The following is a 13773-nucleotide window of genomic DNA, read 5'->3' as shown; positions in this document are numbered from 1 at the left end:
ATCAAATATCATTAATATTTTTAGTTATAGCCATTAGGATTAGCTATCTGCCAGCGCCATGTATCTTGGCACATATCGGTAATGGACAGTTTAGCTTCCCACCCTAATAAATCTTTTGCACTACTGACACTAGCATAGCAGCTGGCAATATCTCCTGCACGGCGATCCGTAAATTGATAAGGTATAGATTTCCCAGAGACCTCAGAAAATGTATCTACCAACTCTAATACAGAAGTACCTTTTCCTGTTCCTAGGTTAATAGGCAGAAAACCTACTGCACCTGCAATATCTAAACAGCTTCCTGAGTTAAGTTGGTGCTCTAAATAACTAAGTGCAGCTACATGACCTTGCGCCAAATCAGTAACATGTATGAAGTCCCGTACACCTGTTCCATCTATAGTAAAATAGTCATTTCCAAATATATCGAGTTTAGCAAGCTTACCGACTGCTACTTGTGAAATATAAGGCATCAAATTATTGGGGGTATCATTTGGGTCTTCCCCAATCTGTCCTGATGGATGGGCACCAACTGGATTAAAGTATCTAAGAGGAATTAAACTCCACGTAGCATCTGATAAGGCTAGGTCTTCTAATATATGTTCCACTGTAAGCTTACTTTGTCCGTAAGGGTTGGTACAGGATCGCTTCGATTTCTCATCAATAGGTAGAGTTTCAGGATCACCATATACAGTTGCGGATGATGAGAAAATAAAATTCTTAACGTTATACTCCGTCATAACTTCTAATAATGTAACAGTACCGCTGACATTGTTACTATAGTATAGCAGTGGCTTGACAACTGACTCTCCAACCGCTTTTAGCCCTGCAAAATGAATTACGCCAAAAAAATTATGAGATGCAAATACTTTTTTGAGCAACTCAGTGTCTCTAACATCACCTTCGATAAACTCAATATGTTGGTTAATTAGAGTAGCAACACGACGAATTGCTTCATAGCTACTATTAGATAAATCATCATATACTACAATATCATAGCCTGCTTCATACAGTGCAATACAAGTGTGAGAGCCAATATATCCAGCACCACCAGTAACTAATATCTTATGTTTCATAATATCGTTTTTAAATAAAAAGACACCCCATTGTAGGGGTGTCTTTACTTTTTTTCAATGTAGTTTCAGTAGTGAAACTGTAGACTTATGCCTATCTTGCTTACCAGCCAGTAACTTCTTTCAGTTTTTCGCCAAGCTTAGATGGGTCACGCGTATACGCGATGCCAGCATCTTCAAACGCTTTGAATTTCTCTTCAGCAGTACCTTGACCGCCAGAGATGATAGCGCCAGCATGACCCATACGCTTGCCTTCTGGAGCCGTAACACCAGCGATATAACCAACAACTGGCTTAGTTACATGGTCTTTGATGTAAGCAGCAGCTTCTTCTTCAGCAGTACCACCGATCTCACCGATTAAGATGATAGCTTCAGTTTGTGGATCAGCTTCGAACAATTTCAATGCGTCAATCTGGTTCATACCAGGGATAGGATCACCACCGATACCGATACAAGTTGACTGACCAAAACCAAGCTTAGTTGTCTGAGCTACGGCTTCATAAGTCAATGTACCAGAGCGTGAGATGATGCCCACTTTACCTGGCTGATGGATATGGCCTGGCATGATGCCGATTTTGCACTGACCCGGAGTGATCACGCCTGGGCAGTTAGGACCAACTAAACGCACATCGCCCGCTTCTTCAAGATAGCGTTTGGCTTTTAGCATATCGATAGTTGGTACGCCTTCAGTGATCACAACGATCAACTTAACGCCAGCATCGATTGCTTCAACGATAGAATCTAGTACGAATGGTGCAGGTACATAGATAACAGAAGCGTCAGCTTGAGTCGCTTCCATGGCTTCTGCCATAGTATTAAATACTGGTAGGCCTAGATGCGTTTGACCGCCTTTACCTGGCGTTACGCCGCCGACTACTTTAGTACCGTATTCGATCGCTTGCTCAGAGTGGAACGTACCATTTTTACCAGTGAAACCTTGTACCAATACTTTGGTATCTTTATCGATTAATACACTCATTATTTATTCCTTGTATTCGGTTGTCTTGTGATAGCGACTCTTAGTACCATTTTTATTCAATATTAATGGTCAATGTTTATATAAAAGCCACTATCACGCGTTGACTACTATGCTTTGGTATTTATTGCTAAATACCAATCATTAAAGACTTAGGCTTTAACCGCATCGACAATTTTTTGAGCGGCATCTGCTAGGCCTTGAGCTGTAGTCAGCTTAAGACCAGACTCTTCTAGAATTTGTAAGCCTTTTTCAGCATTATTACCTTCTAGACGTACAACCACAGGTACTTGTACATCGACTTCTTTAACAGCAGCGATAATGGCTTCTGCAATCATGTCACAACGTACGATACCACCGAAGATGTTGATTAGAACACCTTCAACGCTGCTGTCTTCAAGAATGATCTTGAAAGCTTCAACAACGCGATCTTTAGTTGCACCGCCGCCAACGTCCAAGAAGTTAGCAGGCTTGCCGCCATACAATTTGATGATATCCATCGTTGCCATTGCAAGACCAGCACCGTTAACCATACAACCGATGTTACCTTCTAGGGCAACGTAGTTTAGGTCAAACTCAGCAGCTTTAAGCTCACGCTCGTTTTCTTGAGTTTTGTCTTGTAGTGCTGCAATTTTAGGCAGACGATATAGTGCGTTTGAATCGATACCGATTTTGCCATCAACACAAACGATTTCGCCATTTTCACGAACCGCTAATGGGTTGATTTCCATTAGCGCAAAGTCGTTTTCAACAAATGCTTTATAAGCACCAGTCATCAATTTAACGAACTGGTTGATTTGCTTGCCTTCTAGACCAAGTTTGAACGCAACATCGCGCGCTTGGAAAGGCATTAGACCAACTAAAGGATCAACATGTACTTTGAAGATTTTTTCTGGCGTCTCGTTTGCTACTTCTTCGATATCAACACCACCTTCGGTTGATGCCATGAAAGTCACACGACGAGTCGCACGATCAACCACTGCGCCAAGATATAGCTCAGTTTGTACTGGATACATATCTTCTGCAACCAATACGAAGTTAACTGGTTGACCATCAGCGTCAGTTTGGAAAGTAACCAAATTGGTACCGATTAGCTCTTCAGTTACTTGCTTAGCTTCTTCACGAGTTTTAACCAGCTTCACACCACCAGCTTTACCGCGACCACCAGCATGTACTTGCGCTTTAATAACCGCAATGTCAGTTGGCGTTTTATCAAAAGCAGCAGCAGCTTCGTCGCCACTATAGGCGATGATGCCTTCTTGAATCGGCAAACCATAGCTTTTTAACAGCTCTTTTGCTTGATACTCATGTAAATTCATTGATTGTATCCTTTATTTTTTACAATTAATAAAAAGTGAAAATGAGTGCGCATATATATTAGACATCCGTCTGGCGCACTCGTGACTGTAGCGATAGCTTTGACAGCGACACTACAGTCAGGTTATAAGTCAGTACTTATCAAACTAACTACTTATTTCTTACGCTTTTTGCGCTGAATGGCGTGAATAGCACGGCCATCAGCAGACAGAGCAGCTTCATGCACAGCTTCTGAAATAGTTGGATGCGCAAATGTCATCAATTGCAAATCTTCGATACTAGAGACAAATTCCATCGCGATCATACCTTGATGGACGATATCGCCAGCACCAGCAGCGATAGCATGCATACCTAACAGACGATCTGTTTTGGCATCAGCAACAACTTTCACAGAGCCTTCCGCTTCACTTTGAGCAAGTGCACGGCCGTTAGCTGCTAGGTTGAATGAACCAGTTTTAACTTCATAGCCAGCTGCTTCAGCTTCTTGCTCAGTTAAACCAACCCATGCGATTTCTGGATGCGTGTAAATTACGTTGATGATAGTATCATAATTAACCTGAGCTTTTTCGCCATGAATACGCTCAACAGCCATCATGCCTTCTTCCATTGCTTTATGCGCAAGCATAGGGCCACGGACTAAGTCACCGATAGCATAGACGCCATCAAGGTTGGTCTTACACTGATCGTTTACGTCGATAAGACCACGTTCAGTCAATGTGATACCACTGTCATCACCAAGCAATTTTTCAGAGTATGCGCGGCGGCCTACACAAACGATAAGTTTGTCGAAGCTTTCTTCACTTGATTCGCCTTTGCTTTCGCTAGTGACAACAACTTGATCGCCTTTAACTTCAGCATTGGTTACTTTGGTATCAACACGGATATCAAGACCTTGCTTCTTCAGCATTTTTCCAGCTTCTTTTGCGATGTCTTTGTCAGCAGCTGCTAAGAAACTTGGAAGCGCTTCATAGACAACAACTTCAGCACCTAAACGACGCCATACTGAACCAAGCTCAAGACCGATAACACCAGCACCGATAACACCTAGACGCTTAGGAACTTCGGTGAAATCAAGTGCACCAGTAGAGTCAACGATACGATCGCCATCAGTTTTGGCCACAGGGATATCGATAGGGACAGAACCTGCTGCAAGAATCACGTTCTTAGCAGTGATTGTGGTTTCGCTTTCGTCTGCAAGTGCAGTGAATTTGATTTGCTTGTCAGCGCCTTTACCATCAACCAATGTGCCCCAGCCTTGCAGCCAATCAACACCATTGCCTTTTAGCAAAGCAGCAACACCACCAGTCAATTGCTTAACGATGCCTTCTTTACGAGCAATCATTTTTTCGATATCGATTGCTACGTCACTAGTGCTGATACCATGCTCAGCAAGATCGTGCTTGGTCGCTTCATAGCGATGTGAGCTATCAAGCAATGCTTTTGATGGGATACAACCAACGTTCAAGCAAGTACCACCAAGCGCTGGCTCACCTTTATAAACACGTTTTTCGATACAAGCAACGCTCATACCTAACTGACCTGCACGGATAGCGGCTTCATAACCACCAGGACCGCCGCCGATGACGACTAAATCATAATTGTCTTTCATAGTACGTTCCTATTTTTAATTATCATTCTAATTGTAAATATCATTTAACTGAGGATTATCTCGTTAATAAATAAGCGATGTTTTTACTCAGTATGCTTCTGCTTAATGGTCAATACACCATGTCAGCGAAACGTTCTTATTTATTAACAAACAACTAATACCACTGTCTAGACTAAAGTTAAAAAGCTTGTATCAGCGGTTGCCAATACAAGCTTAGAAGCTTATAGGTCTAGTAGAAGCATGGCTGGATCTTCAACCAATTCTTTGATGGTTACTAAGAACTGTACTGCTTCTTTACCATCAATCATACGATGGTCATAAGAGAGTGCCAAGTACATCATTGGTAGGATTTCAACTTTGCCATCGACAGCCATTGGGCGGTCATTGATAGCATGCATACCTAGGATAGCCGTTTGTGGTGGGTTCAAAATAGGTGTAGACATCAATGAACCAAATACACCACCGTTTGAGATAGTGAAAGTACCGCCAGTCATGTCATTCAGACCAAGTTTACCTTTTTGAGCAAGGCCACCAAGCTCACGAATACGGCTTTCGACATCAGCCATGCTCATGCGATCTGTATCACGTAATACTGGAACAACCAAGCCGCGATCTGAAGAGACTGCAACACCGATATCATAATAACCATGATAAACGATATCATCGCCATCTAATGAAGCGTTCACAGCTGGGAAGCGTTTGAGTGCTTCTGTTGCTGCTTTTACGAACAATGACATAAAGCCCAAACGTACACCATGACGTTTTTCGAATTGTTCTTTGTACTTAGCACGCATGTCCATCAACGGCTTCATATTCACTTCGTTAAACGTCGTTAGCATCGCAGTATCTTGTGATGCTGACAATAGACGATTCGCTACTGTTTTACGTAGGCGCGTCATTGGAACACGTTTTTCAGTACGCTCACCTGTTGATTCAGCAACTGGACGGCCGCTGTCAGACTTGATGCTGCTGTCTGATTTCAATGTTGGATTTGCCATATCAGTTTTGGTAACACGACCGCCACGACCACTGCCTTCAACTTCTTTAGGATCTACGCCGCTTTCTTTCGCAGCTTTGCGAACCGCTGGGCTTTGATCTTTATGATCTGCATCATTGCTGTCGTTTTGAGCCGCTGCTTGTACTGGCTCGCCGCCGTCTGCTGCTTGTGCTGGCACTGCTGCTTCTGTAGCAGTGTCTGCACTAGCGCTCGCACCCGCTTCAAATTGAGCGATAAGCTCATCAGACAAAACAGTATCATCAACTTGCTTGACGATTTTGGTCACAACACCGTTGTCAGGCGCTACAACTTCTAATACGACTTTATCAGTTTCGATTTCAGCCAATAGGTCATCACGGTTAACTTGCTGACCTTCAGTAACATGCCACTCAACGATTGTACCGTCGGCAACCGATTCTGGAAAAACGGGGGCTTTGATATCAGCCATCGATATACTCCTTAGATTTGGATATTCATATTTGTTATTAAGTCGTGATAAACAGTCAGTGCCATCTTGGATAGCGATCTTAGATAATACTATCTAGATTTTATTACAGCATACTGACTGTTATCGCCTGATTCATTTGCATTCAATAATATGTTACTTAGACAACTCATCAACACTGATACCAAGACCGCCAGCGATTAACGCTTGCTGCTGTTGAGCGTGTAGTTTTGGTGAACCTGTTGCAGGTGCTGCACTAGCAGGACGTGCCACCGGCTCCATGACTTTCGCCTTGGTTGGGTGCGGTACGACAATACGGTACATATGCGGTGCTAAGTAATACCAAGCGCCTTGGTTAAGCGGCTCTTCTTGCGTCCATACGATCTCAGCCAAGTTGCTATACTTTTCAATCTCAGCCATCAAACGCTGCTCTGGCAACGGATAAAGCTGTTCGATACGAACGATAGCTACATGCTCTAGACCTAGTGCACGGCGCTGCTCAAGCAAGTCATAATAAACCTTGCCGCCACATAGCACCATACGAGTCACTTTGTCTGCGTTGTGATCGTCCATCTCTGAAATGACGGTTTCAAACTTACCATTGGCAAGCTCTTCCAGATTTGAAGTTGCTAACTTATGACGTAGCAAACTCTTCGGTGACATAACGATCAACGGCTTACGAATAGGACGTACCGCTTGACGACGTAGTGCATGATAAATCTGTGCTGGAGTCGTCGGCGTGATGACTTGCATGTTGTCTTCAGCACATAGCTGTAAGAAACGTTCAAGACGCGCAGATGAATGCTCAGGGCCTTGACCTTCAAAACCATGTGGTAACAGCATCGTTAGACCACAAACACGCTGCCACTTAGTTTCGCCACTTGAGATAAATTGATCGATAACAACCTGTGCACCGTTGACGAAATCACCAAACTGCGCTTCCCAAACGACCAATGCGTTAGGGACTGTCGTTGCATAACCATATTCAAAGGCTAGCACTGCTTCTTCTGATAGCAATGAGTTATAAGTTGCAAAACGAGCTTGGTCTTCACTCATATGAGCCAATGGCACATACATGCTGCCGTCATTGATATTGTATATTTCACTATGACGATGTGAGAACGTACCACGGCCTACATCTTCACCAGTAATACGTACCAATACTTTATCGTTATCGACCAATGAAGCATAAGCCAATGTCTCAGCTGCACCCCAGTTCAATGGCTCTTCGCCAGTTTGCATAGCTAGGCGCTGCTCAACTACTTTTTGAACTTGGCGTTGTAGCTTGTAGCCTTCTGGCATTTCGGCCATACGGCGTCCGTAACCTTTTAGGACTTCGATATCGACGCTGGTATCCCACTCATCGACCAAATCATGACCCAAATAAGGCGTCCAATCTACAAATAAGCCCTCATTCGGTTCATTGACCAATGAGTTGGCAACATAGTCACCACGATCTAAAGACTCACGATACTCATCTTCATACTGCTTTTCTTGATCGGCATTCAGGATGCCTTCTTTGATAAGCTGTTGTGCATAAAGCGTACGAGTGGTTGGTAGCTTTTTGATGACAGCATACATAAGTGGCTGCGTCGCTGATGGTTCATCAGCTTCGTTATGACCATTACGACGATAGCAGAACAGATCAATAATGATGTCTTTCTCAAACTCATGACGATAATCTAATGCCAATTGAGCTGCGAATACGACTGACTCTGGATCATCACCGTTCACGTGTAAGATAGGCGCATGTACCATTTTTGCCACGTCAGTACAATATTCAGTTGAACGAACATCTTCTTGACGGCTAGTGGTAAAGCCTACTTGGTTGTTGATAACAATATGTACGGTACCACCAGTGGTATAAGCACGGGTTTGTGACATCTGGAAGGTTTCTTGAACCACGCCCTGACCAGCAAAAGCAGCATCACCATGAATGACGATTGGTAGTACTGAATTACCGCCTTTATTGTCTAAAAGAGGTTGGTCATTACGACGCACCTGACGGGCACGTACTGAACCTTGCAATACTGGCGCAACGATTTCAAGATGTGACGGGTTAAAGGCCAAAGCCAAATGAGCTTCGCCACCTGGCGTCATCACATTAGATGAGAAACCATTGTGATATTTAACATCACCTGAGCCTTTTTCTGGCTGTACCTTACCATCGAACTCGTCAAACAAGTCCGCAGGGTTTTTACCTAAGATATTTACTAACAGGTTTAGGCGTCCACGGTGAGCCATACCAATGACCATCTCTTTGGTGCCATAACCGCCAGCACGTTGGATGATTTCATTGATAGCAGGAATAAAGCTTTCACCACCTTCTAGACCGAAACGCTTCACACCCGTATATTTACGTGCTAAATACTTTTCTAAGCCTTCAGCAGCTGTAAGACGTTTAAGAATAGAGATACGTTTTTCTGTATCAAATTTGATATGACCTAAGTTGCTTTCTAGATATTTTTCCATCCAGCGTTTTTCTACGCTGGTGGTTACGTGCATGTATTCGACACCAATGTGGCGGCAATAAACACGTTCCATGATCTCAATGATTTCACGTAAAGGTGCTGAATCTTTAGCGATACTTAGATCATTGGTAGGGAATACGGTATCAAGGTCAGCTTCTGAAAGGTTATGGTAAGCGAGGGTTAAATCTTCTACTTCTGCACGTACTTCAAGGTTTAACGGATCGAGGCTAGCACGGCGATGACCACGGCGGCGATAGGCTGAAATCAGCTGCTGTACACCCATTTTCTTTGGGTTACCACCATCTACTAAAGCACTAGGCGCTGAGCTGGTCGCTTGATCGCTACTTTTGCCTGCAGTCTGATTGCGGGCAAGCAATAAGAACTGGTCTTTAATAGCATTATGCGGTGCATCATTTGGCGATTTGTATTGTGCAAAATACGTTTGCCACTCGGTATCAACACTACTTGGGTCATTCAGATACTGCTCATAAAGAGCTTCGATATACTGGGCGTTATCAGCGGCCAGTTCTGTATGTCCTGAGCCTTTTGCTTCTTTAGTTATACTATTCATAATAATCGTCTATTTGATAGATAAATGAATGGAATCGTGCTTATTATTGTGTCATCTGTCGTACGTTAAGTGCTGTCGCCTGCAATATCTATATTAGCAATACAATTATTTGTGAACGTCCAGTTTTGTTATCCGGCTCGTTTCACAAAATTAATTTATATATACTACTGTTAGCCATAACCAATTAATTGGTAAAAAGTTATCGTTAAACTATCAACGTTTTAACTGATAATTTTCACTACAATTTTTTATTATTTCTAACATGTTACAACTTTTCAGCCAAACATACACTGCTGTATAGAGTAGCACGCCTGTATTTTAGGCCATAGTTTGTTTGTTCAATACTAGGTATTTAGGTAATGAATAACTATTCTCACCTTAGGTACTGCATATTGACCCTATTCTGTCTCGATATGATATCTTGTTGGTATATTACCAGTAACACAAACTATCGCTAACTGATATTTACTCATCACAACATCCTACCAGTACAACTATGCGCTATTCTAACATTTAACGTAGCCAATATCTCTTGATGAATGCTTTTTACTGTTGCCAATTATATAGATTGCTTGTGCATATATCATGTTTTCTTACACACGGCCAACGTATTGTTAGCACAGCCTTACCTTTGATCGTCGGTCGTTTTCCTCATCGCTACAGCTTATTTGCATCTAAAGAAAAAGCCAAACTCTCTCAGAGTCTAAATCATAAAAAACACCACCTAATATATTAGGTGGTGTTTTTCGTATTATATCTGCAAAAAAACCATGCAATTATAAACGATTAACCTGCTTGGTCAATCAACATATTACGCAGATGACCAATTGCTTTGGTTGGATTTAGGCCTTTTGGACAAACTGACACACAGTTCATGATACCGCGGCAGCGGAACAAGCTAAATGGATCATCTAGACGAGCCAAACGTGCTTGAGTATCACCATCACGGCTATCAGCAACAAAGCGATAAGCATGTAGTAATGCTGATGGACCTAGGAACTTATCAGGGTTCCACCAGAATGATGGGCAGCTGGTTGAACAGCAAGCACATAGGATACATTCGTACAAACCATTCAGTTTTTCACGCTGTTCAGGCGATTGCAGACGCTCTGTTGGCGGTGCTGGTTGGTCATTGATTAAGTACGGATGTACTTTTTCATATTGCTCGTAGAATTGGTTCATATCGACGACCAAATCACGAACAACTGGAAGACCAGGCAACGGACGTACCGTTACTTTTTCTGGCAAAGTATTCATGTTGATTAGACATGCTAGACCATTTTTGCCGTTGATGTTCATGCCATCAGAGCCACAGATGCCTTCACGGCAAGAGCGACGGAAGGTCAGTGTTTCATCTTCCTTTTTTAGGCGTAATAACACGTCAAGCAACATACGATCTGAGTCTAACAACTCAATGGTATACGTTTGCATGCGTGGCGCTGCGTCCAGATCAGGATCGTAGCGATAGATTTCGATGGTGCGAGTACCTCGGCTCATAATGCTAAACTCCACACGTAGGTGATGGCGGGCATACAAAGATTGCAACAGGATGACGCTAACTATTAATCTGTACTGATAAACGATATCAAATACCGATTAATAGTGTGCTAGCGCTGGCAAGTGCATGTAGCTGGCGGTCACCTTTTTAATAAATTAATAAAGGATAAAACATTAACGCTGCTGCTGTATATCAGGCGCAACATCTAAGATTAATAGACGCGAACTTTTGGCTCGATATAATCAACTGTCAATGGAACTTTGCGAACTGGCTTATAAATAATTTTATTGCCTTCAGAATACCATAAGGTATGCTTCATCCAGTTTTTGTCATCGCGGCCATTTGGTGCATGCTCATCATCTTCTGGACGATCATAATCAGACACACTATGGGCACCACGGCTTTCATGGCGCATAGCCGCTGATATCATTGTCGCTTTGGCCACTTCGTACAAGTTGGCAACTTCAAAAGCTTCGATACGCGCAGTATTAAAGACTTGTGATTTATCAGCCAAATGAATTTGGTCGATTTTGTCGCCTAGCGCTAAAATTTTCTCAACGCCTTCGTCCATCATTGCTTGAGTACGGAATACACTGGCATGTAATTGCATAGTGCTGCGAATCTCGTCAGCCACTTCTTGAGCATTGTACCCTTCAGTAGACTGTTGCAGCTTGTCCAAACGACGCATAGTGTAATCAAGTACACGAGGATCAAGTGGCTTGTAATTATGGTCAGCATGATGGAATTCATCAACAATATGCTTACCAGCAGCACGGCCAAATACCAATAGATCAAGTAGTGAGTTAGTGCCTAGACGATTGGCACCATGAACACTCACACAAGCACATTCGCCGATGGCATAAAGACCTTTAACGACATTGCCTTGCGTGTATTGACCTTCTTCGTCCGTACCTGCTTCTAAATCAGGTGTCACCACTTGACCATGAATAGTGGTTGGAATACCGCCCATCATATAATGAATGGTTGGGATAACTGGAATCGGCTCTTTAGTGATGTCTACGTTGGCAAAGTTTTTACCGATCTCAAATACTGATGGCAGACGCTTCATGATGGTTTCAACACCCAAATGCGTCATATCCATAACGATATGGTCAGCATTAGGACCACAACCACGGCCTTCTTTGATTTCTTGGTCCATAGAGCGTGATACTAGATCACGTGGTGCCAAGTCTTTTACGGTTGGTGCGTAACGCTCCATGAATGCTTCGCCATCTTTATTACGCAAGATAGCGCCTTCACCGCGGCAACCCTCAGTTAATAGTACGCCTGCACCATGAACGCCCGTCGGGTGGAACTGCCAGAATTCCATATCTTGTAACGGAATACCTGCACGAACCGCCATGCCAATACCGTCACCAGTATTGATATAAGCATTGGTGGAAGCTGCAAAGATACGGCCTGCACCACCTGTCGCTAGAACAGTAATCGGTGACTGAAATACAGCAATAGTACCAGTCTCTTGCTCAAGTGCGATGACGCCGTTGATGTTACCAGCTTCATCTTTAATCAAGTCAAGGGCAATCCACTCGATGAAAAACTCAGTACCTTGCTCTAGGTTTTTTTGATATAACGTATGTAGCAGTGCGTGACCTGTACGGTCAGCAGCAGCACAAGCACGTTGAACGGCTTTTTCGCCATAGTTAGAGGTATGACCACCAAACGGACGCTGATAAATCGTGCCATCTTCGTTACGGTCAAACGGCATGCCCATGTGCTCAAGCTCATAGACGACTTTTGGCGCTTCACGGCACATATATTCGATAGCGTCTTGATCACCCAACCAATCTGACCCTTTGACGGTGTCATAAAAGTGAAAATGCCAGTTATCGTTACTCATGTTACCCAAACTTGCACCGATACCGCCCTGAGCCGCAACCGTGTGCGAACGCGTTGGGAATACTTTGGTAAGGACTGCAACCTTCATACCTGCTTCAGCCAAATGTAGTGAAGCACGCATACCTGAGCCGCCACCACCGACGATGACTGCATCGTAGTTTAGGGTCTTAATATTACTAATGGTATTATCTTGTCTAGTTGCCATTACGGTTTTCCTAATGCCTGTTAATGCTTAGAATTAAATAAAAAAGCTGTATTAAGCGTCATCTCGTTGCAGGGCCAAATGTCATATTTATTCGGCCATTGAACACAATTATTTAAGACGGTGACGCGAACAACCTTTAACCACTTAATTTGCATATCTATCGTTATATTAGGCTAATTTCGTTTACTTTCAATTTGACTCAGTTATCTTTAAATGACTGCTCAAGTCAGAAATTGCCCAATGCTATGACTATTATCGGCTATAACGGACGGCTTTGGAGTCATTCAGCAGCCAATAATGCTGCTGAGTGCATCCGTTATTATTTATAGATAGTAAAGGTATAAATTATTGGTTAAACGGCAACAACACTGAAGCCACTACCCCAAAAAATCATGATACCCCAAAATAGAAATACTAAAATAGCGATAATCATCAATGACTGTAGGACTAAACGTAAACCTGCTGCGCTTGAGCCTAGTTTGCCAGTAGTAATATAGTCAGTAAAGACTGTCCACATTCCAACCCAAGCATGGCCTGCTAGCGCAAGTACTGCTACTAAGCTAAATAAACGCATAGGCAGGCTAGTCATAAATGATGACCACTCAAGATAAGTGACGTCGCCATGGGTCAAAAAGAAACCCAGCAACACCACACTATAAACGGCTAAAACAACAGCGCTGATACGCTGGATAATCCAATCACGTGAGCCTGAGCCGGTCAGACCAGTCGCACTTTTTATTCCTGAATCGTTTTTAAT

The 13773-nt window shown here is 43.0% G+C and carries 9 protein-coding genes; all 9 read right to left on the bottom strand.

The window, feature by feature from the left end:
• Positions 1–20 precede the first annotated feature (20 nt).
• The 9 genes from galE to sdhD all read right to left on the bottom strand — a co-directional run bounded on the left by galE (position 21) and on the right by sdhD (position 13755).
• Positions 21–1073 carry a UDP-glucose 4-epimerase GalE gene (gene galE / locus I6E83_RS01015; RefSeq protein WP_197099619.1) on the bottom strand — a complete coding sequence of 351 codons (1053 nt, stop codon included), beginning with the start codon at positions 1071–1073 and terminating at the stop codon, positions 21–23.
• 100 nt (positions 1074–1173) lie between these two features.
• On the bottom strand, positions 1174–2049 hold the full coding sequence (sucD, locus tag I6E83_RS01010; RefSeq protein ID WP_110922029.1) for a succinate--CoA ligase subunit alpha: 876 nt from the start codon (positions 2047–2049) through the stop codon (positions 1174–1176).
• 149 nt (positions 2050–2198) lie between these two features.
• Entirely contained in the window at positions 2199–3365 is a 1167-nt protein-coding gene (sucC, locus tag I6E83_RS01005) for an ADP-forming succinate--CoA ligase subunit beta (protein WP_110922030.1), read from the bottom strand.
• 152 nt (positions 3366–3517) lie between these two features.
• A complete protein-coding gene (lpdA, locus tag I6E83_RS01000; RefSeq protein WP_110922031.1) occupies positions 3518–4972 on the bottom strand; it encodes a dihydrolipoyl dehydrogenase in 1455 nt (484 codons plus the stop codon).
• Between the two features lie 221 nt (positions 4973–5193).
• The gene (gene odhB, locus I6E83_RS00995; protein WP_197099618.1) at positions 5194–6417 is read right to left on the bottom strand and encodes a 2-oxoglutarate dehydrogenase complex dihydrolipoyllysine-residue succinyltransferase; all 1224 of its coding nucleotides are present in this window, start codon (positions 6415–6417) and stop codon (positions 5194–5196) included.
• A gap of 153 nt (positions 6418–6570) precedes the next feature.
• Positions 6571–9456, bottom strand: a complete 2886-nt coding sequence (locus tag I6E83_RS00990) for a 2-oxoglutarate dehydrogenase E1 component (RefSeq protein ID WP_197099617.1) — start codon at positions 9454–9456, stop codon at positions 6571–6573.
• Between the two features lie 786 nt (positions 9457–10242).
• A complete protein-coding gene (locus I6E83_RS00985) occupies positions 10243–10953 on the bottom strand; it encodes a succinate dehydrogenase iron-sulfur subunit (protein WP_055123743.1) in 711 nt (236 codons plus the stop codon).
• Between the two features lie 212 nt (positions 10954–11165).
• Positions 11166–13016 carry a succinate dehydrogenase flavoprotein subunit gene (sdhA, locus tag I6E83_RS00980; protein ID WP_110922034.1) on the bottom strand — a complete coding sequence of 617 codons (1851 nt, stop codon included), beginning with the start codon at positions 13014–13016 and terminating at the stop codon, positions 11166–11168.
• Positions 13017–13368: 352 nt separating this feature from the next.
• Positions 13369–13755, bottom strand: a complete 387-nt coding sequence (sdhD, locus tag I6E83_RS00975) for a succinate dehydrogenase, hydrophobic membrane anchor protein (RefSeq protein ID WP_227686587.1) — start codon at positions 13753–13755, stop codon at positions 13369–13371.
• Positions 13756–13773: the final 18 nt, after the last annotated feature.

Origin of the sequence: Psychrobacter sp. SZ93C1, assembly GCF_015864635.1 — a bacterium.
Lineage (GTDB): Bacteria > Pseudomonadota > Gammaproteobacteria > Pseudomonadales > Moraxellaceae > Psychrobacter > Psychrobacter fozii.
Note: the sequence above shows the minus strand (reverse complement) of the source record. Positions and strands in the feature narration are given on the sequence as shown.

Bases quoted from the DNA above. Each gene is read 5' to 3' on its own strand.
- sucD (WP_110922029.1), bottom strand. From the start codon at position 2,049: ATGAGTGTATTAATCGATAAAGATACCAAAGTATTGGTACAAGGTTTC.
- sdhA (WP_110922034.1), bottom strand. From the start codon at position 13,016: ATGGCAACTAGACAAGATAATACCATTAGTAATATTAAGACCCTAAAC.
- I6E83_RS00985 (WP_055123743.1), bottom strand. From the start codon at position 10,953: ATGAGCCGAGGTACTCGCACCATCGAAATCTATCGCTACGATCCTGAT.
- I6E83_RS00990 (WP_197099617.1), bottom strand. From the start codon at position 9,456: ATGAATAGTATAACTAAAGAAGCAAAAGGCTCAGGACATACAGAACTG.
- odhB (WP_197099618.1), bottom strand. From the start codon at position 6,417: ATGGCTGATATCAAAGCCCCCGTTTTTCCAGAATCGGTTGCCGACGGT.
- galE (WP_197099619.1), bottom strand. From the start codon at position 1,073: ATGAAACATAAGATATTAGTTACTGGTGGTGCTGGATATATTGGCTCT.
- sucC (WP_110922030.1), bottom strand. From the start codon at position 3,365: ATGAATTTACATGAGTATCAAGCAAAAGAGCTGTTAAAAAGCTATGGT.
- lpdA (WP_110922031.1), bottom strand. From the start codon at position 4,972: ATGAAAGACAATTATGATTTAGTCGTCATCGGCGGCGGTCCTGGTGGT.